Source organism: Serratia sp. PAMC26656 (assembly GCF_016469055.2).
GTDB lineage: Bacteria > Pseudomonadota > Gammaproteobacteria > Enterobacterales > Enterobacteriaceae > Serratia > Serratia plymuthica.
This window is the reverse complement of sequence record NZ_CP150486.1, coordinates 3,486,998-3,509,278: the sequence shown is the minus strand read 5'-3', so window position 1 is coordinate 3,509,278 and position 22,281 is coordinate 3,486,998. Positions and strand designations below refer to the sequence as shown.

22 protein-coding genes are annotated in these 22,281 nt (G+C 59.4%); 9 read left to right on the top strand and 13 right to left on the bottom strand.

Annotated features, from left to right (window positions below; genetic code table 11):
* The first annotated feature begins 90 nt into the window (after positions 1-90).
* From JEM67_RS17685 to JEM67_RS17650, 8 genes are all read left to right on the top strand, one after another.
* Positions 91-990 carry a LysR family transcriptional regulator gene (locus JEM67_RS17685; protein WP_199634751.1) on the top strand — a complete coding sequence of 300 codons (900 nt, stop codon included), beginning with the start codon at positions 91-93 and terminating at the stop codon, positions 988-990.
* 160 nt (positions 991-1,150) lie between these two features.
* A complete protein-coding gene (locus tag JEM67_RS17680) occupies positions 1,151-1,945 on the top strand; it encodes an alpha/beta hydrolase (RefSeq protein ID WP_199634752.1) in 795 nt (264 codons plus the stop codon).
* Positions 1,946-1,948: 3 nt separating this feature from the next.
* A complete protein-coding gene (locus JEM67_RS17675) occupies positions 1,949-2,320 on the top strand; it encodes a RidA family protein (RefSeq protein ID WP_199634753.1) in 372 nt (123 codons plus the stop codon).
* Positions 2,321-2,379: 59 nt separating this feature from the next.
* Positions 2,380-3,567 carry an aromatic amino acid transaminase gene (locus tag JEM67_RS17670; RefSeq protein ID WP_199634754.1) on the top strand — a complete coding sequence of 396 codons (1,188 nt, stop codon included), beginning with the start codon at positions 2,380-2,382 and terminating at the stop codon, positions 3,565-3,567.
* 18 nt (positions 3,568-3,585) lie between these two features.
* Positions 3,586-4,986, top strand: coding sequence for an amino acid permease (locus tag JEM67_RS17665; protein WP_199634755.1), 1,401 nt, complete (start codon positions 3,586-3,588; stop codon positions 4,984-4,986).
* A gap of 94 nt (positions 4,987-5,080) precedes the next feature.
* Positions 5,081-5,998, top strand: a complete 918-nt coding sequence (locus JEM67_RS17660; protein ID WP_199634756.1) for a DMT family transporter — start codon at positions 5,081-5,083, stop codon at positions 5,996-5,998.
* Positions 5,999-6,185: 187 nt separating this feature from the next.
* Positions 6,186-6,962: an MBL fold metallo-hydrolase gene (locus tag JEM67_RS17655; protein WP_199634757.1), complete on the top strand. Its 777-nt coding sequence runs from the start codon at positions 6,186-6,188 to the stop codon at positions 6,960-6,962.
* Between the two features lie 103 nt (positions 6,963-7,065).
* Positions 7,066-8,028 (top strand): GlxA family transcriptional regulator, encoded by a 963-nt coding sequence (locus tag JEM67_RS17650; RefSeq protein ID WP_199634758.1) that lies wholly within the window; start codon positions 7,066-7,068, stop codon positions 8,026-8,028.
* Positions 8,029-8,081: 53 nt separating this feature from the next.
* Here JEM67_RS17650 and JEM67_RS17645 read toward each other — a convergent pair whose 3' ends face one another.
* The 13 genes from JEM67_RS17645 to paaA all read right to left on the bottom strand — a co-directional run bounded on the left by JEM67_RS17645 (position 8,082) and on the right by paaA (position 19,880).
* Entirely contained in the window at positions 8,082-9,563 is a 1,482-nt protein-coding gene (locus JEM67_RS17645) for a PLP-dependent aminotransferase family protein (protein WP_199634759.1), read from the bottom strand.
* An 80-nt stretch (positions 9,564-9,643) separates the two neighbouring features.
* On the bottom strand, positions 9,644-10,240 hold the full coding sequence (paaY, locus tag JEM67_RS17640) for a phenylacetic acid degradation protein PaaY (RefSeq protein ID WP_013813583.1): 597 nt from the start codon (positions 10,238-10,240) through the stop codon (positions 9,644-9,646).
* Between the two features lie 2 nt (positions 10,241-10,242).
* A complete protein-coding gene (paaX, locus tag JEM67_RS17635; RefSeq protein WP_013813582.1) occupies positions 10,243-11,187 on the bottom strand; it encodes a phenylacetic acid degradation operon negative regulatory protein PaaX in 945 nt (314 codons plus the stop codon).
* Between the two features lie 78 nt (positions 11,188-11,265).
* Positions 11,266-12,573: a phenylacetate--CoA ligase PaaK gene (gene paaK / locus JEM67_RS17630; RefSeq protein WP_199634760.1), complete on the bottom strand. Its 1,308-nt coding sequence runs from the start codon at positions 12,571-12,573 to the stop codon at positions 11,266-11,268.
* A 126-nt stretch (positions 12,574-12,699) separates the two neighbouring features.
* A complete protein-coding gene (paaI, locus tag JEM67_RS17625) occupies positions 12,700-13,140 on the bottom strand; it encodes a hydroxyphenylacetyl-CoA thioesterase PaaI (protein ID WP_013813579.1) in 441 nt (146 codons plus the stop codon).
* The gene (locus JEM67_RS17620) at positions 13,140-14,660 is read right to left on the bottom strand and encodes a 3-hydroxyacyl-CoA dehydrogenase (protein WP_199634761.1); all 1,521 of its coding nucleotides are present in this window, start codon (positions 14,658-14,660) and stop codon (positions 13,140-13,142) included. The genes paaI and JEM67_RS17620 overlap by 1 nt, the downstream gene beginning before the upstream one ends.
* A 2-nt stretch (positions 14,661-14,662) precedes the next feature.
* Positions 14,663-15,454, bottom strand: a complete 792-nt coding sequence (paaG, locus tag JEM67_RS17615; RefSeq protein WP_199634762.1) for a 2-(1,2-epoxy-1,2-dihydrophenyl)acetyl-CoA isomerase PaaG — start codon at positions 15,452-15,454, stop codon at positions 14,663-14,665.
* A gap of 3 nt (positions 15,455-15,457) precedes the next feature.
* Complete coding sequence (gene paaF, locus JEM67_RS17610; protein WP_199634763.1) at positions 15,458-16,231, bottom strand: 2,3-dehydroadipyl-CoA hydratase PaaF; 774 nt, start codon at positions 16,229-16,231, stop codon at positions 15,458-15,460.
* A 9-nt stretch (positions 16,232-16,240) separates the two neighbouring features.
* Entirely contained in the window at positions 16,241-17,299 is a 1,059-nt protein-coding gene (paaE, locus tag JEM67_RS17605; protein WP_199634764.1) for a 1,2-phenylacetyl-CoA epoxidase subunit PaaE, read from the bottom strand.
* Positions 17,300-17,363: 64 nt separating this feature from the next.
* The gene (gene paaD / locus JEM67_RS17600) at positions 17,364-17,861 is read right to left on the bottom strand and encodes a 1,2-phenylacetyl-CoA epoxidase subunit PaaD (RefSeq protein WP_199634765.1); all 498 of its coding nucleotides are present in this window, start codon (positions 17,859-17,861) and stop codon (positions 17,364-17,366) included.
* A 10-nt stretch (positions 17,862-17,871) separates the two neighbouring features.
* Entirely contained in the window at positions 17,872-18,630 is a 759-nt protein-coding gene (gene paaC, locus JEM67_RS17595; protein WP_199634766.1) for a 1,2-phenylacetyl-CoA epoxidase subunit PaaC, read from the bottom strand.
* Positions 18,631-18,638: 8 nt separating this feature from the next.
* Entirely contained in the window at positions 18,639-18,926 is a 288-nt protein-coding gene (gene paaB, locus JEM67_RS17590; RefSeq protein WP_004946321.1) for a 1,2-phenylacetyl-CoA epoxidase subunit PaaB, read from the bottom strand.
* A gap of 15 nt (positions 18,927-18,941) precedes the next feature.
* The gene (paaA, locus tag JEM67_RS17585) at positions 18,942-19,880 is read right to left on the bottom strand and encodes a 1,2-phenylacetyl-CoA epoxidase subunit PaaA (protein ID WP_233527535.1); all 939 of its coding nucleotides are present in this window, start codon (positions 19,878-19,880) and stop codon (positions 18,942-18,944) included.
* Between the two features lie 318 nt (positions 19,881-20,198).
* Here paaA and paaZ point away from each other — a divergent pair, with 318 nt between their 5' ends.
* Positions 20,199-22,271, top strand: a complete 2,073-nt coding sequence (gene paaZ, locus JEM67_RS17580) for a phenylacetic acid degradation bifunctional protein PaaZ (RefSeq protein ID WP_199634767.1) — start codon at positions 20,199-20,201, stop codon at positions 22,269-22,271.
* Positions 22,272-22,281 lie beyond the last annotated feature (10 nt).

Sequence of the window (22,281 nt, the reverse complement as noted above, 5' to 3'; positions counted from 1 at the left end):
TCCTGAATAATTTTTATCAGCATACTCTTGCCGACGATGAGCGTAATCCGGCAATGTAGAAATTGATAATTTCATATTTTGGAAGAATCTATGGATCGGTTGGACGAACTGGCTATCTTTGTGGCGGTGATTCAGCACGGCAGCCTGGCTGCGGCCGGGCGCAAGCTACGGCGTTCCGCGCCGGCGATCACCCGTGCGATTGCCTCGCTGGAGCAGCGCTTTGGCGCCCGGTTGGTGGAGCGCACCACCCGGCGGCTGGCACCGACCGAGGCGGGTTTACGGCTGGCGGAGCGTGCGCGCCTGCTGCTGCATGACTATGACTCGGCGGTACTGGACACGGCGGACAGCCAGCTCTCCGGCCTGTTGCGCGTCACCTCGCCGGTGCAGTTCGGGCGCAAACACATGGCGCCGCTGGTGATGGCGTTTCTTGACCGCTATCCGCAGATGCAGATTGAAATGGTGCTCAACGATCGCAACCTGGATTTGATCGACGAAGGGCTGGATGTGGCAGTGCGCATTGGTCATCAGCAGGATTCTTCCCGAGTGGCGCGCCGGTTGGGGCAGGTGTCGCGGGTTACGGTCGCCAGCCCGGCTTATCTGGTGCGGCGCGGTGAACCGCAACACCCGGCCCAGTTGACCGATCACGATACCATTGTCGGTACCCAACGCGCGTCGCTGCGCGAATGGCGTTTTGGTCCGCAGGAAAATGGCGAGCGGGTGCGGCTGACGCCCCGGCTGTTGATCAACGAGGTGGAAACCCAACTGCTGGCGGTGCGGGCGGGTAAGGGCATCGCCCGATTATTGTCGTATCAGGTGGCGGACGATCTGGCGGCGGGCACGCTGGTGCGTTTGCTGCCGGCGTATGAACCCTTGCCGATGCCGGTACAACTGGTGGCTCAGAACGTGCAGCGCATGCCGCTGAAGGTGCGTACCTTCTGGGACTATGCCTGGCAAGAATTAAGCAAGTTGGCGCAAATTCAGCCGGTGTAAACCGGCAATCAATACCGATAAGTTTCACTGGCTAAACTTATTTGGCGTAAAAATAATATTTATTTTACCGCGCACGCATTGCTGCGGTTCCCTTCTTGACAATATTTTGGCCGGTGCTAATAGTTAACGCATATCTTAAATAATAAACGAAGTTTAATATATGAAACTTGTCCCAGGGAGTTATGATAACGGTTCGACGGTAGACAATGAAAATGAGATTTTGACCTCATTTCAAACCCGCAGTCAGGCCGTTTATCAGCAAGTACGCTGCGAACGTAATATTGCCTATGGTTATTCAGAACGGGCGGTTTTTGATTGGTTATATTCTGACGCGCCCTCTAAAGGAATATTAATATTTATTCACGGCGGTTATTGGCAATTTTGCCGTAAAGACGATTTCGCCTTTATTGCCGAGGTGCCCTTGTCCCTGGGTTTTGATGTGGTGTTGCTGGAATATACGTTGGCGCCGGTGGCGACACTGGACGATATTTGTCGGCAAATCGGCGCGGCGCTGGATGCCATTGAACTGCGGCTGGCACCGCAAAAAAATGTGCCGGTCTATTTATGCGGGCATTCCGCCGGCGGGCATTTGGCCAGTTATTGGCAGCAGCATGCGGTTGTTGATGCGGTATTGCCCATCAGCGGCATTTTTGAGTTGGAACCGCTGTTAAGCACCTACGTAAACCGGCAATTGCAACTGACCCGGCGGCAAATCGCGGAGCTGAGCCCGGCGCGCCATATTCCTGAGCAGCTAAAACCCACGACGCTGTTTTACGGCGCAGCCGAGCTGCCGGAACTGATGGGGCAGTCGCTTCATTATTACGCCGCGCTGCGGGAGAAAAACCTGCCGGCTGAGCTGGTTGCCGTAGCGGGAGCCAATCATTACAACGTACTGGATGCGCTGTTCGCCGTTGACGGGGCGCTGATCCGACAGTTAACCATCACGGGGAAATAAGCCATGCGCAGTATCATTGACACCGGCCTGCCGGAGATTGGGCAACCCTTTTCTTGGGCCACCAAAGGCGGGGGGATGTTGTTCACTGCCCACGGCCCGGTCAGGCCAGACGGCAGTATTGAAACCGGCGCGCCGGAAAGCCAGATTACTCTGACGTTCGACAATCTGGCGCAAACGCTGAAGGCGGCTAATAGCCACAGTGATAACGTATTGCAGGTGATTGTTTATCTCACCGATGTGAATGACGTTAAATTACTCGATGAGATTTATAAAAAATATTTTAATTATCCTTACCCCAATCGTTCAACCGTGATTGTCGATAAATTGGTAGTGCCGGGAATGAAAATAGAAATAACCGTCAGCGCTACGGTCTGAGTCATATTTAATTATTATCTTTATCTGCAATTTCATAAATAATGTATTAAGGAATCGCTATGTTTAATCATATCGGCGCGTCTGCGCCTGATCCTATTATGTCGTTGATGGAAGCCTATTTACAGGATGAAAATACGCAGAAAGTGAATCTGGGTATTGGTCTTTATTATGATCAGCAGGGCAGGATCCCGCTGATGCAGGCGGTTGAAGTGGCCGAACGGCGCTTGCTTGAACAGCGCCGCCCCCACGGTTACCCGCCGATAGAAGGTTCGCCGCTGTTTACCCAACAGGTGCAAAGCTTGTTGTTTGGCGAACAGGATACCTCCGCTATCGCCACGGTACAGACCCTCGGCGGCTCCGGCGCGTTGAAACTGGCGGCGGATTTTATCCATCACTATTTGTCCCGCCGTGATATCTGGGTGTCTGATCCTACCTGGGCCAACCATTGGGCCATCTTCGAGGGGGCCGGGCTGAAGGTTCACACCTATCCGTACTTTGATGAGGCCAGCGGCGGCCTGCGTTTTGACGCCATGCTCGATACGCTCGCCAGCCTGCCGGAAGGCAGCGTGGTGCTGCTGCATCCTTGTTGCCACAACCCGACCGGCACCGATCTCACTCAGGCGCAGTGGCGCGCCACGATCGAAGTACTGCAACGCCGCCGGCTGCTGCCGTTCTTCGATATCGCCTATCAGGGATTTGGCGACGGCCTGGCAGAAGACGGCTTTGCGTTGCATGAGGCGCTGAAAACCGATCTGGAATTTTTGGTCGCCAACTCGTTTTCTAAAAATGTCGCGCTGTACGGCCAGCGGCTAGGGGGCCTGTCGGTGCGCTGTGGCAGCCCGCAAAGCGCGGTGAACGTGAAAGGTGCTTTGAAAACGCTGATCCGCCGCAGTTACTCCTGCCCGCCGACCCACGGCAGCCAGATTGTGGAGACCCTGTTGGCGGACGCAGCGCTGCGACATCAGTGGGAGAGTGAACTGGCCGGTATGCGCCAGCGCATTAAGCAGATGCGTCAAATTCTGGCCGCAGGGCTGGAGCAGGGCGGTTCACGGCTGGATCACCGTCGCATCCGCGATCAGAAAGGCATGTTCAGCTATACCGGGCTGAACCAACAGCAACTCGCCCGGCTGCGGCAAGAGTATGCCATTTATCTGGTGGCGCCCGGCCGCATGTGCCTGCCTGGCCTGAACCAAAATAATGTCGATTACGTTACTGCCGCCATTCTGGACGTCACCCGCGCTGTGTGAACAAGGTAGGACATTGCCATGAAAGAGATGAAAGGTTTTGACGAAATAGCCCGGCGGCAGGGCGGGTTGAAAAAGCAGCTCACCGCCGGGCAGATGTCGATGCTGGCGATAGGCGGCGCGATCGGCACCGGGCTGTTTCTCGGCAGCGCCTACGCCATACAAATGGCTGGCCCCAGCGTGTTGCTGAGCTATTTTATCGGTGGCGTGGTGGCTTTATTGCTGATGGGATGCCTGGCGGAGATGACCTCCGAACACCCGACGCCCGGTTCTTTTGGCGACTACGCCGAGTTTTATATCAGCCCGCTGTTCGGTTTTCTGGTGCGCTATTCCTATTGGTCTTGCGTGGTGCTGGCGGTAGGCACCGAAGTGACCGCCATCGGCATGTACATGCAGTTCTGGTTCCCCGGTACGCCAATCTGGCCCTGGGTGCTGCTGTTTTCTGCGGCGGTGATCGCCATCAATGTGATTGGCGTCAAGTCATTCGGCCAGGTGGAGTACGCGCTGTCGACCATCAAGGTGGTGGCGATTGCGGCCTTTATCGCCATTGGCATCGGCATCTTGGCCTTTTCCGCCAACCCAGCCTTTGGGGTTAAAAACTTTACCGACAACGGCGGCTTCTTCCCCTTTGGCGTTAAAGGCATGTGGTTCGCGGTGATCGTCTCCATTTTCAGTTACCTGAGCATTGAGATGATTGCGGTGGCCGCCGGTGAGGCCAAAAACCCGGTGATTGCGGTCAAAACCGCCTTCAAGGGCACCATTTTGCGGCTGTTTATCTTTTACATGCTGTCGATTGCGCTGATGCTGGCGATCGTGCCCTGGCGGCAGTCCGGTACCGGCGAAAGCCCGTTCCTGGTGGCGATGAACGTGATCCATTTGCCCGCTGCTGCCGGTATCTTCAACTTCATCGTACTGGTGGCCGCGCTGTCGGCGATGAACAGCCAACTGTACATTACCACCCGCATGATGTTTTCACTCTCCCGCGCCGGGCAGGCTCCCGCGGCGCTGGGCCGCATCAGCCAACGCGGCATACCGGTGAGCGCGTTGGCAATGTCCTGTATCGGCATTGTGGTATCGATCGTGCTGAGCCTGGTTTATACGGAAAAATCGTTCGCCGCCATGATGTCGATCTCGGTGTACGGCGCCTGCTTTACCTGGTTGATGATCTTTGTCACTCATCTGTTTTTCCGCCGTCAGCACCGCAAAACCCACCTGAAATTCCGCATGTGGGGCTTCCCCTACACTACGCTGGCGGGGGCCGGTTTGATGGCTGCGTTGCTGATCTCGACGGCGTTCACCGAATTTTTCAAAATGACGCTGTGGTTTGGCATTCCGTTCACCCTGCTGCTGGCGGCGGTCTATTTCTTCTATAGCCGTCACCAGCCCGTGCCGGGCCGGGTGGAAACGACGGGCGCGGAGTAAACCGGTCTGCTGAAAATGTGTCTATGTGGCTCTGGCAATAAACCACTTTATCCGGAGAATGACCCCTCTTTGAAGCGTGTGGAGCCTTATTGGAATGACAAGTCAGACAGCAAAAACCGGGGTTAACGTTGGCGGGGTGCATGCGGGCGCCACGCGTTCGGCGCAGGGGTGGATCAACGGCTTTTTGGGTATGTTGATTTTCAGCGGTTCTTTGCCCGCCACCCGGGTAGCGGTGCTGGAGCTTGATCCGGTATTCCTGACGGCGATGAGGGCGACGATTGCAGCGCTGCTGGCCCTGAGCGCGTTGCTGTTGATGCGCCAGCGTTGGCCTCGGCGCACGGATATCGCGCCGCTGATTTTCGTCGCCGTCGGGGTGGTGATCGGTTTTCCGCTGCTGACGGCGTTAGCCTTGCAACACACCACCTCGGCGCATTCCATGGTTTACATCGGCCTGCTGCCGCTGGCGACGGCCTGTTTCGGCGTTTTGCGCGGCGGGGAGCGCCCGAGGGCGGCCTTCTGGGTCTTTTCGCTGGTAGGCGGCCTGCTGGTTGGCGCTTTCGCACTGAGCCAGGGTTCTGACGGTTCCTGGGCCGGTGATGCGCTGATGGTGGTTGCGGTGCTGCTTTGCGGATTGGGCTATGCCGAAGGGGCGGTGCTGTCCCGCCGGCTTGGCGGCTGGCAGGTGATCTCCTGGGCGCTGGTGATCGCGTTGCCGTTGGCGGCGGCGGTCGCGGCCTGGGCGGTACCCGCAACCTGGACAGGGGTGAGCGCCGGGGCCTGGCTCTCGCTGGGTTATATTTCGCTGTTCAGCATGTGGATAGGTTTTATTTTCTGGTATCGCGGCCTGGCGCAGGGCGGTATTGCCGCGGTGGGGCAACTGCAATTGCTGCAGCCATTCTTTGGCCTGGTGTTGGCGGGGCTGGTACTGCATGAAACCGTCCAACCGGCGATGATTGCAGTGATGGCCGGCGTCGTGATTTGCGTGTTCGGCGCCAGGCGTTTTTCGCGCTAAATCCGGCCAGGTCATGCCCCATGCCGGACGAGAGGGTTGACCCGATTTCACCGCTATTTGGCCTTCGGGCTACTCACCTTCTTTTCAGGTGCTCCCTATACTGGCTTCTCTACCTACAGCAGAGTGCTTGATTGCCGAGCAACCTGCATTCGACCTGTTGAGACGACCCCCATTCGGAGCCGAAAGCATGAAACTGACCCAAATTCGCAATGCCACGCTGTTGCTTGAATACGCAGGTACTAAATTTCTGATTGACCCTATGCTGTCTGACAAAGAGGCTTGGGACGGTTTTGCCGGTACGGCGCGTTCCCATCTGCGTAATCCTCTGGTGGCGCTGCCGCTATCGATTGATGCACTGCTGAATGTCGATGCCATCATTGTGACCCATACTCATAGGGATCACTGGGATGAAGCCGCACAGAAGAAAGTGGCAAAAGATAGCCTCATCCTGACTCAAAACGACAGCGATGCCGAATTGATCCGCGCTCAGGGTTTCGGTAATGTGCGCGTTCTTGAAGACAGCAATGAGTTTGCGGGCATGACCATTATCAAAACTGGCGGTCAGCACGGAAGCGATGAGGCTTATGCTAATCCTGATATCGCTGCTCGGCTGGGTGATGCCTGTGGTCTGGTATTCAAGCACGCCGATGAAAAAACGTTATATATTGCAGGCGATACCGTCTGGGTTAAGCCTTACGTGGACAGCCTGAGCGTCTGGAAACCTGATGTGGTGGTGTTAAATACCGGTTTTGCTCAGGTTGACGGGATCGGCGCGATCATTATGGGTAAAGAAGATGTGCTGCGTACGCATGAGCTTATGCCGCAGGCTATGATCGTGGCCTCCCACATGGAAGCCGTTAACCACTGTATCCTTAGCCGTGATGAACTGCGCGAGTATGCCATTGAAAAAGGTATTCAGGACAGCGTGCTGATCCCGGCAGACGGTGAAATCTGTACGTTCTGATAACATTCTCGACTCAGTAACCGCGCAACGCCCTTTGGTGCTGAAAAGGGGTGCGGTGTGCCGGTAAACAAAAATAGGCCGACGATAAACGAGAACCAAATCTATGTCTGTACTTTCCGTCGCTGTCATTGCCACCCATGGTTTTAGCCCGTTCCATTTTTCGGTACCCTGCATCATTTTTGGTCAGGCAATGCCGGAACCGGGGCTGTTTGATCTGCATATTTGTGCGGAGCATCCTGGCGTAGTGCATTCTGCTATTGGGGTATCAATCAACGTCGGTGAAGGGCTGGAAGCGCTCGATTCGGCGGATATTGTCGTTGTTCCGTTCTGGAACCACCCAGAAAGCAAACCTTCCGAAGCCTTGCTTGCCTCTCTGGTAGCCGCGTGGCGGCGCGGCGCAGACGTTGTGGGTCTGTGTCTGGGAACCTACGTACTGGCCTACGCGGGGTTGCTGGATCATCGCCGTGCGGCAACCCACTGGGAATTTGAACGGGACTTTACCCGCCGTTTTCCCGCAGTGCATCTGGATAGCAATGCGCTTTATACCCATGACGATCGTCTTATTACCTCGGCTGGCACCGCGGCGGGAATAGACTGTTGCCTGTACATTGTTCGTAAACATTACGGCAGCACGCTGGCTAACCGGGTGGCCAGACGCATGGTAACGCCTCCTTATCGCGAAGGGGGGCAGGCGCAATATATTGAACGTCCGGTACCGGAAACCACGCGCGATAACAAAATCAACGAACTGCTGGATTATTTGCGTCGCAATCTCGATAAACCCCACGACCTTGATTCGCTGGCGGGATTTGTCAATATGAGCCGGCGTACCTTTACCCGCCATTTTATCAAAGCCACCGGAGTCCCCGTCGGCGAGTGGCTAAATGCCGAACGGTTGCATCGCAGTCAGGAACTGCTTGAAAGTACCGATCACAGCGTAGAGACCGTGGCGGAATTGTCGGGTTTTCAGTCTCCGGTGTCCTTCCGCCAGCGCTTTCGGTCGCGGTTCGACATTAGCCCCAGCGAATGGCGCCGGGCGTTTCGCGGTACACGAAAAGAGCAATGAGTCAGTGGTAGGGGGGGCATTACCTTTCAATGCAGCCCTTTTAAGCCTGATGCTCAGGAGGCCGCTATCGACACCAGTACCTGATTCAACTTTTGGGCGGCGCGGTGAATGGCCTCGTCGTCGTAACCTCCCAGCCCCAAGATCAACCCGCTTTTTCCGCTGTCGGGGGCGTACATCGGCGACAGCGCACTGACCGCCACTCCGGCCTCGCTGGCGCCGGCGGTCACCCGTCGGTCGTCCAACCCCGCTTTCAACCACAATACCCGGTGCATCCCCTGGTCGCTGGGGAGCAAGGTGGCAAGCTGCGGCGAAATATGCGCGTTGACGGCGTCGGTCAGCACGCGCCGCTTTTCCGCATAGACGCCGCGCATTCTGCGGATATGACGATCCAGATGCCCCTGCGCCATAAAGCTGGCCAGTACGTGCTGGTCGGCAGTGGGCGGGTGGCGGTCCATCAGCACTCGCGCACCGCAGAAGGCGGCCAGCAGCGGTTCCGGGACGATGGCGTAACCCAGCCGCAATGACGGGAACAGGATTTTGCTGAAGGTACCGAGGTAAATGACTCTGGCGGGATCCAACCCTTGCAGAGAGGGAAAAGGGTGACCGGCGTAACGCATTTCACTGTCGTAATCGTCTTCGACAATCCAGGCTTTTTGCTCTTTCGCCCAGGTCAGCAGCTCAAGCCTGCGCGACATGCTCATCGGCATGCACAGCGGATACTGGTGAGACGGGGTGACAAAAGCGGCCCTGGCCCGTGGTGCTATTCTTCGGCCCGCCGCCACGTCTATACCTTGGTCATCGACCGGCACCCGTGCCATGTGCCGGTCCCTGAGCAGGTTGTCAAAGATAGCGGTAATACCGCGGTAGGCGGGGTTCTCAACCCAGGCTGCATCGCCGGCGTCCAGCAGGATTTGCGTGGCGAGATAAAGCCCCTGCTGGGTGCCGGAGGTGATGATCACTTGTTCTGGCGTACAGAGCACCGAACGCGATTTTCGCACGTATTCACAGACTGCTTTACGCAGCGGCAACTCGCCAAGAGGGTCACCGTAGCCTGATGGGGCACCAGGCCCCCGGGCGCGGATCCGGTTGCCGAGCCGGCGCCAGACGTCATCGGGGGCAGTATCATTGATCGGTACAGAGACGGTGAAAGGGACCGGCGGCAGGGGCGCCCGTTGGGCGGAGAATTGCGCCAGCGCCTGCGCCTGGGCGGTCAGGGGAATGTCGCAGGCCTGCGGTTTTTTGGCCGGTGGCGGGGTTTTGCGATTGAGCGACAGGGCCACGCGGGTGCCCGAACCGGGCAGCGCTTCCAGAAACCCTTCGGCGGTTAGCTGCTCAAAGGCGGCCAGCACCGTACCTCTGGCGAGTTGCAATGCGCCCGACAGCACCCGCGTCGAGGGCAGCAGATCGCCTGCTTTCAGCTCGCCTTTATGAATGGCGGCCCGCAACGCTTGGGCAAGCTGGAGGCTGAGCTGCCCCGCGTTTCGGTCAAGTTCGCCGATGGCGGGGATTTCAACGGTTTTGGCGGTTCTTGGCATGGATTCCGGTCCAGGATTCAGTGGCGATACAGGGTATTAACTGTAAACCACTTTGAGCGGAATGCGGTAGCACGCCCCGTTTAAAGTTGGCTTTTGGGGAGCAGGTGATCGCCAAAACTCAGGCGCTGGCGGCCGGGCTCCACTTCGGCCAGCGGTTCGACCTCGTTCAGCGTGGATTTGCAGCGCAGCACCAGATCATGATATTCACGCGTGCCGGTCACTTTCCACGCCAGCTCCTGTTCGGTCAGGTCGCGCAGTACCCGCGCCGGGCTGCCGAGTACCAGTTTATTGGCCTCAATCACCGCCGCCGCCTTCACGAAAGCCATTGCGCCGACGATGCTGTTCTCGCCAATCTCTGCGCCGTCCATGATCACCGCGTTCATGCCGACCATGGCGTTGCGACGGATGCGGCACCCGTGCAGGATTGCGCCGTGGCCGATATGGCCGTCTTCCTCGACTACGGTGTCCTGCTGCGGAAAGCCGTGCATCACGCAATTGTCCTGAATGTTGGCGCCATCGCAGATAACCAGCCGGCCAAAATCGCCGCGCAGGCTGGCGTTCGGGCCAATATAGACCTGCTTGCCGATAATCACGTCGCCAATCAGCACCGCCGTCGGATGCACGTAGCTGCTCGGATCTACCACCGGCGTCAGGCCGTCAATCTGATACACAGGCATAGCTAAATTTCCTTAAGAGTATCGCGTGGCAGGCCGCCAAAGCGCCGGTAATAACTTGCTGCCGGGGCGGGTAGGGAACCGATAGTGGTTTCCGCCAGCGCGCTGACATAGTCGGTCGCGGCGCGGTCTACCCGCTGATAAATGTTGATGCACAAATTGCGGGCGATTTGCCCCTCCCACTGCGCCGGTAACAGGGCGTCCGGCAGCAGCGGATCTTTCAGCGCCACGCGGCGGAAGAAGTGGATCAATAATAGCTTAATCTGGAAGCAACGCTGGGGCGTCAGCAGAGCGTCGTCGGCTTCGCGCAGCAGTTGCATCAGCGGGCGGAAGGAGACGATAAACTCGTGATAACCGGCAGCCACGTCAGCCAGAGACCAGCAGGTAGCCACCAACTGTTGCAGGGCAGGTTCGGAACGGTTGTACGGGTAGTCGGCGCGGAAATAGATCACCTGCTCGCTGGCGTTAAGTTCGCCGAGCAGTGCCGTCACGTCGGTTTGCGCGTGGGTGGGGGCCGCCATCAGGTTATTGGCGATCTGGCCGAAACCCAGCCAGCCCAGCTCTTTTTTCAGCCGTGCCCGCTCACTTTTTTCCGCGCTTTCCAGCAGCAATAAATCCCATTTGCCGTCCCAGGCCGGCGGTTCGCTGAGGTAGATTTTCGACTCGGCGTGGCGGAACTGGCGCATGCCCTGATCGGTCACCCGATAAAAACTGCGTCGGCCTATTTTCTCCACCGCCAACCAACCCTCTTTTTGCAGACGGAACACCGAGGTGCGCACGAAGCGATCGCCGAAACCCAGCGCCTCCAGCAGCGCGCTCAGACTGCCGAGCCACACCTCGCCACCGCGATGGCTGAGTGCATCGCCATACAGGGAGATAATCAGTGAAGTGCCGCTGATCGGCTGGGCGTCTACAGCATGGCGAATAAACTCATCCAGTTTATGTTCCATATTTTTCCATGGGTTAGCCGTCGATGAGACACAACATTAACACAATTCATTGAGGCGTCATCCGTGACGCCGGCTGAATTAGCGCGGCCGCAGATCGACCACGCGCTGGGCCTTGCCTTCCGAACGCGGGATATCGCCGCAGTTGGCGATGCTGACGTCGGTGCTGACGCCGATAATCGATTTGATATGGTGACGCAACTGGTGGCAGATCTCGCAGCGCTGCTGGTGGCTGAGACTGAGCGCCGACTCTTTCAGCTCAACGCGTACCGCCAGGGTATCCAGATGCCCGCTGCGGCTGACCTGCAACTGGTAGTGCGGCGAGAGCTGTTCGAACTGCATAATCTGCTCTTCCACCTGCGACGGGAACACGTTGACGCCGCGAATGATCAGCATGTCGTCCGAACGGCCGGTGATTTTCCCCATGCGCCGCATTTGGCGCGCATCGCCCGGCAGCAGGCGGGTGAGATCGCGGGTGCGGTAGCGAATCACCGGCAGCGCCTCTTTGGTCAGGGTGGTGAACACCAGTTCGCCGTGCTGGCCGTCCGGCAGGACTTCGCCGCTCTCCGGGCAGATGATCTCCGGCAGAAAGTGGTCTTCCCAGATAGTCGAGCCGCCGCCGCTTTCGGCGCACTCCATCGCAACGCCCGGCCCCATCACTTCGGACAGGCCATAAATATCCAGCGCCTTGATGCCCAGACGGGACTCGATCTCGTGGCGCAATGCCTCGGTCCAGGGTTCGGCGCCAAACACCCCGAGGCGCAGCGAACAGCTGCGGGCATCGCCACCCATTTTGCGTTCCAGTTCGTCGATCAGCGTCAGGCAATAAGACGGCGTCACCATGATGACATCGGGTTTGAAATCGAGGATCAGCTGTGCCTGCCTTTCGGTTTGCCCGCCGGACACCGGGATCACCGTCGCCCCGAGCCGCTCTGCGCCGTAATGGGCACCCAGACCGCCGGTGAACAGGCCATAGCCGTAGGCCACATGCACCTTGTCTTTGGCGGTGGCTCCGGCGGCACGCAGGCTGCGGGCGACGATATCGGCCCAGTTATCGATATCCCGTTGGGTATAGCCGACCACCGTCGGTCGCCCGGTGGTGCCCGACGAGGCGTGAATGCGCACCACCTGTTCCATCGGAACGGCGAAGGTGTCAAACGGATAGTTGTCGCGCAGATCCTGCTTGGTGGTGTAGGGGAAGCGCGCCAAATCACTCAGCTGTTTGAGATCGTCGGGGTGTACGCCTGCCTGATCGAACTTGCGTTTATACATCGGCACGTTGTTGTAGGCGTGATGCAGCGTCCATTTCAGGCGTTCCAGCTGCAGCGCTTCTATTTCATCGCGCGAGGCGAACTCAATGGTGTCGAGTGGCTGTGGAAGGGTTGTCATAGTTAGCCTCGGAGTGTCATGCCCGTTCAATGATCATAGCAATACCCTGACCGGCGTCGATACGCTGGGGGTAAAGCGCGTCGCGGCCCATCGGCGTGCGGACGCCGTCGCAAATCAATGCCTGACTCATGGCAGCGCCCCTAAAACAGGGTGGCCGAGGCGGTGCGCGCGGCCGCGGAACCAGGCGACGGTTTTGCCTCGTTGGTTGACGATCTCTACGTCATACAGCCCGGTGGTTTTGCCTTGATGACGTAGCTCGGCGCTGGCGGTGAGGCGATCGCCCGCCAGCGCCGGGCGGATAAAATCGATGCTGCAACCGGACGCCACCGCAGCCAACCCCTGGCTGTTGCAGGCATAGGCGAAAGCGGTATCGGCCAGGCTGAACAGCTGGCCACCGTGGCAGGTCCGGTGACCGTTAAGCATCTGCGGGCCAACGGTCATGCTGACCCTGGCGAAACCGGCGTCGACATCATCTACCTGCATACCCATCGCCTGCGCGCAGGTATCTTGTTGAAACATCTGTTCGGCACAGCGCTGCGCCAGCGCATGGGGCGTATTGGCGTTCATCATTCGGCTCCTGAAGAGAGGAAAGCGTAGTGGCGCAGCAACGGCATTGGCCGATAGCGCGGTTCGCCGTAGTAGCGATACAGGTTTTCCAGCGTAGCGAGGATTTGCCGCCAGCCGAGCGCGGTACCCCATTCCAGCGGACCGCGCGGGTAGTTGACGCCGCAGCGCAGGGCGCTGTCGGTATCTTCGGCGCTGGCGACGCCTTTATTCACCACGTCCAGCGCCTCGTTGCTCAGCATAGCGAGGGTGCGCATCACCAACAGACCAGGATAATCCGGCAGTAAAATCACCTGCTTACCGAGCGATTGCAGCAGGCGTACCACCTTATCGCTGTGCTGTGCGTCGTTTTGCATTGCGCAGCTGATGGCGACGCAGGGGGCTTGCGAATAGTTGGCAGACAGATCAAACAGCACCACGGGGGTTCCGGTTTCCTCGGCAATCTGGCTGGCCGTTTTACCATTTGTTAACATAAATGTAACTTCATCGATCCGGGCAAAGGCGCTGGTCTGGCCAGGTTGTATGATCCTCTCCGCATTTCCCGTCAGCAATCCGGCCAAAAACGCCACGCCCGCTTCGTCGCCGTGCAGTTTGATGCTGCGTGGCGGCTCCGCCTGAGAGAGGGGCAGGCAGACGGCGGTCGGCGACGCTTGTTCGCCGTCATAACGATAAAAGCCACAGCCGCTTTTGCGGCCCAGACGCCCGGCGGCCACCAGCTCTTGCTGTACCAGCGACGGCGTAAATCGCGAGTCCTGGAAAAAAGCCTGGAACACCGATTCGGTGACGGCATAGTTAATATCCTGGCCAATCAGATCGGTCAGTTGCAGCGGCCCCATGGCGAAACCGCCGGCATCGCGCATCACCGCATCGAGCGTGGCGACGTCGGCCACCTGTTCTTCCAGCGCACGCAGGGTTTCGGCGTAAAAGGGCCGCGCCACGCGGTTAACGATAAACCCCGGCGTGGAGCGGCACAGCACGCTCTGTTTGCCCCATTGCCGGGCCAGCGTTTGCAGGGTGGCGACGGTGTCGGCGCTGGTGTCCAGCCCACTGACGATCTCCACCAATTTCATTAGCGGTGCCGGGTTAAAGAAGTGCAGCCCGGCCAGGCGCTGCGGATGCTGCAGCGCGCCGCCGATGGCGGTAATCGACAGCGACGAGGTGTTGCTGGCAAACAGCGTGGCGGGTGAACACAGGGCTTCCAGCTCCCGAAACAGGTTTTGTTTGATCGCCAGTTTTTCTGCTACCGCCTCAATGATCAGTGCGCTGTCGGTCAGTTGATCAAGCGTATCCACCGGCTGGATGCGTGCCAGCAACGCCTCGGTGGCATCGGCGTCGGCCTTGCCGGCCGCCACACGCCGGCGCAATCGCAGGCTTAAGGCACCCAGCGTGTTTTGGGCAGCGGTTGCGGCGATATCAAACAGTTTCACCTGATGCCCGGCATGGGCCGCCACCTGGGCAATGCCGATGCCCATGGTGCCCGCGCCAATCACCGCCACGGTTCCGTTGAAGTTCGGCAGGCTCATGGTTATTTCCCGCTGAAATTGGGTGTGCGTTTGGCGAAGAACGCGTTGACGCCTTCACGATAGTCGTCGCTGCGGCCGCCGAGACGCTGAAGATCGCGCTCCAGCTCAAGTTGTTGATCGAGGCTGTTGGTCGCCGAACTGTAGAGGGCTTTTTTAATCAGCCCCAGCCCGTAGGTCGGCTGGGTGGCCAGATGCCGCGCCAGCGTTTGGGTGCGGTCGGTCAATTCGTCTGCGGCCACTACCTGCCAGATCATGCCCCATTCCAACGCCTGCTGTGCGCTGATCTTGTCGCCCAGCAGCGCCATGCCCATGGCGCGGGCATGGCCTGCCAGACGCGGCAGGAACCAGCTGCCGCCGGAGTCCGGCACCAGCCCCAGGCGGCAGAACGACTGGATAAAGCTGGCGTTGTCGGCAGCGATCACGATATCGCAGGCCAACGCCAACGCGGCCCCGGCACCCGCCGCCACGCCGTTGACGGCGCACACCACAGGTTTGGGCAATGCGGTCAGGCGGCGGATCAGCGGGTTATAGAAACGTTCGACCGACAGGCCGAGATCCGGTGCCTGTTGCTCAACGCTGACGTTACGATCGTTGAGATCTTGCCCGGCGCAAAAACCTCGTCCGGCTCCGGTGATCAGCAAGCAGCGCACCTCGTCGTCACGTTCGGCGCGGGTCAGCGCCTCGCTGAGCTGGTGGTGCATCTCGTCGTTAAAGCTGTTCAGCCGGTCCGGCCGGTTGAGGGTCAGGGTCAGTACCCCGGCATCGAGGTGGGTGAGAATCAATGCGTTATCCATAAATCAGCGCCCCTGATAGTTTGGCGTACGTTTTTCGAAGAAGGCGGCGATGCCTTCATGGCGATCGTCGGTGGTGGCCAGTGCGACAAACTGCTGGCGTTCAAAGGCCAACCCCTGGCTGAGGCCGACTTCTTCCGCCTGTTTCAGTGCCTGCTTGGCGGCACGCAGCGCCAGTGGGGCCTGTAAGCTGATGCGTTCGGCGATCTGCTGAGTGCGTTCCAGCGTCAGTGCGTCGACGCACACTTCACTGACTAGCCCGGCATGCAGCGCGCGAGTGGCGTTGATAGCTTCACCGGTCAACACCATCTGGCAGGCCAGAGATTTCCCGACGCAGCGAATTAAACGCTGGGTGCCGCCCGCTCCCGGTATCAGGCCAAGGGTGATTTCCGGCAGGCCAAAGCGGGCGCTTTCGCCGCAGATAATGAGGTCGCAGGCCAGCGCCAGCTCGCAGCCGGCACCGAGCGCGTAGCCGTTTACCGCCGCCAGCAGCGGTTTACTGAACTGCGCCAGCCGCTGCCACAGCAACGGGCGGCGATCCGCCAGTGTTGCGGGCAGGTCCTGCTGTTGCAGCTCCCGCAGATCGGCGCCCGCAGCAAAGAAGCGCGCGGCACCGGCTATCACCACCGCGCCCACGCCTGCGTCTGCATCGGCCTGTTCCAGCCGATATACCAACTGCTCCAGGCACGGGGTGCTCAGGGCGTTACGCGCCTCTGGGCGATGCAGCGTCAGGGTGACCACGCGTCGCTGCTGTTGCTGCAAGATCAAAGGGGTTTCCATTACCGGCTCCTATACGTCAAAGTCCAACACCACGCCGTCGCCGCGCGGCCACGACTGGCAACTCAATACGTAGCCGGCGGCCAGTTGATCCGGCTCCAGGCTGTAGTTGACGGCCATCTCAACCTGACCGGCCTTCAGCCGGCATTTGCAGGTTGCGCATACCCCGCCTTTGCAGGCGTAGGGCAGGTCAGCGCCCTGGCGTAGCGCCGCGTCCAGAATGCTGTCGTCCTGTGCGCTAACCTCAATATTCAAACGGCGGCCATCGAGCAGGATCTCCACCTGGGTGGCGTTGCGGCTGCCGTCGTTGAGCGGGCGGGCGGCAATGCCGCTGGTGTTAAAACGTTCGCTGTGGATATGCGCGGCCGGTACGCCGGCCTGTTCCAGCACGGTTTGCGCGTCGTCCATCATCGCCTCCGGCCCGCAGATAAAGGCGTGGTCGTAGTCGCGGTAATCTAGCAATGCGCCGCCGATAGCTGTCAGGTGTTCGCGATCGATACGGCCGCTGAGCAGCGGGCTGTCGAGGCTTTCCTGGCTGAACAGGTACAGCGGTTGGAAGCGCTGCGGATAGCGATTTTTCAGGTCGCACAATGCCTCTTTGAACATCACCGAACGGCTGCTGCGGTTGCCGTAGATCAGCGTGAAGCGGCTGTTGGCTTCCAGTTGCAGCGTGGCCTTGATGATCGACAGCATCGGCGTGATGCCGGAACCGGCGGCAATCGCCAGATAGTTGCCGCAGTTTTCCGCCTGCGGCTGATAGCCGAAACGCCCCTGCGGCACCATCACCTCCAGCGCGTCGCCGACCTGTAGCATCTGATTGACGAACGAGGAGAAACGCCCCTGATGAATCGCTTTGACGCCGATCTGCAGCAACCCTTCCTGCGGGGCGCTGCAAATGGAATAGCAACGGCGCAGCTCTTCGCCGTTGACCCACGCCTTTAACGTCAGATGCTGACCGGGGGTGTAGCGGTAATGACTTTTCAGCTCATCGGGCACGCGCAGCGTAATGGCCACGGCGTCCGGCGTTTCGCGCTCGATGGCGGCGACGTTAAGGCGATGGAAGAGCGTCATGGTGTTCTCCTGGGCTGTGCCCTGTAATAGTTCGGGGCGCTCACGAACTATTGCAGGACGCAGCCTATATGCATTTGAAATAGTCGAACGGTTCCCGGCACTCGCAGCAGCGGTACAGTGCCTTGCAGGCGGTGGAGCCGAACTCGCTGATTTTTTCGCTGTGGGTGCTGCCGCAGCGTGGGCAGGGCACCGGGCCGTGGGCCTCGGGTTTATCGCAGGTGTGGCCCTGCGGCGGCGCGACGCCGTAGTCCCGCAACCGCGCACGCGCAGCCGCATTCATCCAGTCGGTGGTCCAGGCCGGGCTGAGGCGGATTGCCACCTTCACCGGGCTGAAACCGGCTTCGGCCAGCCGCTGCTCGATGGCGTTGAGCAGGAGTTCGGTGGCGGGGCAACCGGAATAGGTTGGCGTAAAGGTAATGCGCCAGCCCGGGCCGTCCGGTTCTACGTCGCGCACCATACCCAGATCGGTGATCGACAGTACCGGCAGTTCCGGATCGCTGATCTGTTGCAGACAGTGCCAGATTTGCGGGATCTCGGCGGCTTGCAGCCGGGTGATGTTCATGGCGGCCTCTTTACCAGTTGCTGTTGGGATAGGCGCGCTGCAGAAACTGCATTTCTGCCAGCAGCGGGCCGAGATGTTCGCTGTGCCGCCCCTGTTTGCCGCCGTGACGGAACGCCTGTTCCTCCGGTAACGACAGGGTGGCCAGGCGCAGGGTGTCGTCCACCAGCGCCCGCCAGGGTGCCTCAAGCTGACGCGGATCGGCGGCGATGCCCTGTTCCTCCAATTCCAGCTCGATGTCGTCGGCATGGAAGAGTTCGGCGGTAAAGCGCCACAGGTTATCCAGCGCCTGCTGAATTTTTTGATGGCTGACCGCGTTGCCATCGCCCAGGCGAATCATCCAGCCGCGGCTGAAGCGCAGGTGATAATCCGCCTCCTTGAGCGATTTGGCGGCGATGGCGGCCAGCTGTGGGTCACGGCTGCGGCTCAGTGCCTGATGCAACTGCACGTGGTAGGCGTCGAGCAAAAACTGCCGTACCAGGGTGTCGTTGAAACCGCCGTTCGGCTGTTCCGCCAGCAGCAGGTTGTGGAATTCACGCTCGTCGCGGCCAAAGGCCAGGCGATCTTCGCCGTATTGCGGCCCGGCCAGTTCGGCGGCATAACCGAGAAAATGACGCGCCTGCCCGAGCAGATCCAGGCCGATATTCGCCAGCGCCAGATCGATTTCCAGCTCCGGCGCGTGGCCGCACCAGGCACACAGCCGCTGGGCGAGGATCAGCGGCGTATCGCTCTGACGCAGTACATAGGTGATTCGCGGATCGTTAAAGGTCATGGCCGCCTCTACATGTTCTTGATGCCGTCGGGAATGGTGTAGAACGTCGGGTGACGGTAGATCTTGTCATCGGACGGATCGAAGAACGCCCCGCGATCTTCCGGCTGCGAAGCGATCAGATGGCTCGATTGCACCACCCAAATTGAGCAACCTTCGCTGCGCCGGGTATAGGCATCGCGGGCATTTTCCAGCGCCATTTGGTCATCGGCGGCGTGCAGGCTGCCGACATGGCGGTGCGCCAACCCTTGTTTGCTGCGAATAAACACTTCATACAGCGGCCATTCAGCGTGAGTCATTTTCGATTCCTTCATCTATGCTGCGGTGGCGGCGGTTTTCGTCGCGTGGGCCAGCGCGCCTTCACGCACCCAGGCGGCGTCGTCCCAGGCGCGGCGCTTGGCCTGCAGGCGTTCGTGGTTGCATTGTCCGCGTCCCTTGATCACCTCGTGCAACTCGCTCCAGTCGATAGCGCCGAAGCGGTAGTGACCGGCAGCGTCGTCCCAGGCCAACTCGGCATCGGGTGCGGTCATGCCCAGCGCTTCCAACTGCGGCACGGTGTTGTCGACAAATTTCTGCCGCAGCTCGTCGTTGCTGTGGCGTTTAATCTTCCACGCCATGCTTTGCGCGCTGTGCGGTGAGTCGGTGTCGCTTGGGCCGAACATCATCAGCACCGGCCACCAAAAGCGATTAATGGCGTCCTGCAGCATGGCTTTTTGCTGCTCGCTGCCGTTAGCCATCGCCATCACCGCTTCGTAACCCTGGCGCTGGTGGAAGCTTTCTTCTTTGCAGATTTTCACCATCGCCCGTGCATAGGGGCCGTAAGAGGCACGGCACAGCGCCACTTGATTGACGATGGCTGCGCCGTCGACCAGCCAGCCAATCACCCCGATATCCGCCCAGTTGAGCGTCGGGTAGTTGAAGATGGAGGAATACTTCATCTTGCCGTCGAGCATTTTTTGGTAGATTTCCTGGCGCGAGCAGCCCAGGGTTTCGGCGGCGCTGTACAGGTACAAACCGTGCCCGGCTTCGTCCTGTACCTTGGCCAGCAACACTGCCTTGCGGCGCAGGGTCGGTGCCCGCGTCAGCCAGTTGGCTTCCGGCAGCATGCCGACCACTTCGGAATGGGCGTGTTGGCCAATCTGGCGGATCAGGTTTTGGCGATAGGCGTCCGGCATCCAGTCTTTGGCTTCGATGGCGGTATCCGCCGCAATCTTGGCGTCGAAGTGCTGCTGATATTGCGCGTCAGTTGTCATGCTTGCCTCTTGATGATTCGTATTTTTCACATTAAACATAAAAATTTGAATCACGTTTTATCACCTTAAGGCTACAAACTGATAACAAAAAGATCAAAGGGCCTGTATGTGGTTTTGCGATGCTACTCACAATGATGTTTATTAATTAATTGTTTTATATGTTTTTATAAAATCAGTTCGAGCATGTTTTCGATGTGTTTGGCCCGCGCTGCGGTAATGTTGTTTGGTTTTTGTTAAATTTTGATCGGGCACAAACTGGACAATATGTGATACGTAATTAAGCTATCTAGTGTAAATTTATGAATTCCGGAGATGCACATGCAGCAGTTACACAGTTACCTTTCTGGCGGCTGGGTGTTCGGCCAGGGGCAAGCCCGCGAAATCCATCACGCCATTACCGGCGAACCGCTGTATCAGGTTTGTTCCGACGGCTTGCCGCTGGCCGCCAGCCTGGACTATGCGCGCAATAAAGGCGGTAGGGCGCTGGCGCAGATGACATTCCAGCAACGCGCGCAAATGATGAAGGCAGTGGCTAAACACCTGCTGGCGCACAAAGAGGCGTTGTATGAGATTTCATACCAGACCGGCGCCACGCGCAGCGACGGCTGGGTGGACATCGAAGGCGGCATCGCGACGCTGTTCGCCTATGCCGGCATGGCGGGACGTGAACTGCCGGACGATACCCTGTGGCCGGAGGACGAGCCGATTTCATTATCCAAACAGGCGCAGTTCGCCGCTCGCCACGTGCTGACCTCGCGGCCGGGCGTGGCGCTGCATATCAACGCCTTTAACTTCCCCTGCTGGGGGATGCTGGAAAAACTGGCGCCGACCTGGCTGGCGGGCATGCCGGCCATCATTAAACCGGCGACGGCCACCGCGCAGCTGACACAAGCGATGGTCAGGTTGATTATCGACAGCGGGCTGGTGCCGGAGGGGGCTTTGCAGTTGGTGTGCGGCGGTATTGGCGACATGTTCGATCACCTGGATTATCAGGACGCTGTGACCTTCACCGGCTCGGCGCAGACCGGCCAACACCTGCGTGCACATCCGCGCCTGTTGGCAAAATCTATCGCTTTCACTATGGAGGCCGATTCGCTTAACTGCTGCGTGCTGGGGGAGGACGTCACGCCGCAAATGCCGGAGTTCGCGCTATTCATCAAGGAGGTGTGCCGTGAAATGACCGCTAAGGCTGGGCAGAAATGCACGGCTATCCGGCGGATTATCGTGCCGGCGAAGCGGGTGGTTGAGGTGCAACAGGCGCTACTGCAACGGCTGGCCGGGGTAACGGTGGGCGATCCCAAATTGGAGCAGGTGCGCATGGGGGCGCTGGTCAGCCGCGAGCAGCGCGATGATGTGCAGCAAAAGGTGGAATTCCTGCTGCACCACGGCTGCGAACCGCTGTGCGGCGCGGTGCTCAATAAGCTGGAGCTGGCCGGTGAAGGGGCGCAGAACGGCGCGTTTTATCCGGCCACGCTGCTGTATTGCCCCGATCCGTTTTCGCATCAGGCGGTACATGGCACCGAGGCTTTCGGGCCGGTGGCGACGCTGATGCCGTATCAACAGACCGAGCAGGCGATTGAACTGGCGCTGCTGGGCCAGGGCAGCCTGGTGGGGTCATTGGTGACTGCCGATGAGGCGTTGGCAACGCGCTTTATCCGCGCCACCGCCTGTGCCCACGGCCGTATGCTGATCCTGGATCGTCACGCGGCCGTGGAATCCACCGGCCACGGTTCACCGCTGCCGATGCTGATGCACGGCGGGCCAGGGCGCGCCGGTGGGGGCGAGGAGTTGGGAGGGTTGCGTGCGGTGAAGCACTATATGCAACGCACCGCCATCCAGGGCAGCCCGGCGATGCTGGCGGCGATTGGCCGCGAGTGGGTGCGCGGAGCGACGGTGATTGAGGATCCGGTTCATCCGTTCCGCAAATACTTTGAGCAGTTGCAACTGGGCGAAAGCCTGCTGACTGCCCGCCGCACCGTGACCGAAGCCGATATCGTGAATTTTGCCTGCCTGAGCGGCGATCATTTCTACGCCCACATGGACAAGATCGGCGCCGCCGAATCGCTGTTTGGCGAGCGGGTAGCGCACGGCTATTTTGTGGTTTCAGCCGCCGCCGGACTGTTTGTCGACCCGGGTGTGGGGCCGGTGATCGCCAACTATGGCATGGAAAACCTGCGCTTTATCGAACCGGTGAAAATCGGCGATACGCTCCAGGTACGCCTGACCTGCAAAAAGAAAATCCGCAAGCCGCAGAAAACCGCAGAGGATCGCCCGCATGGGGTAGTGGTGTGGGATGTTCAGGTGTTGAATCAGCATCAGCAGGCGGTGGCGCTGTACAGCATTTTGACGCTGGTGGCGTGCCAGGAGGGCGACGTTGGGGCGGTAAGCTGACCGGCAACAG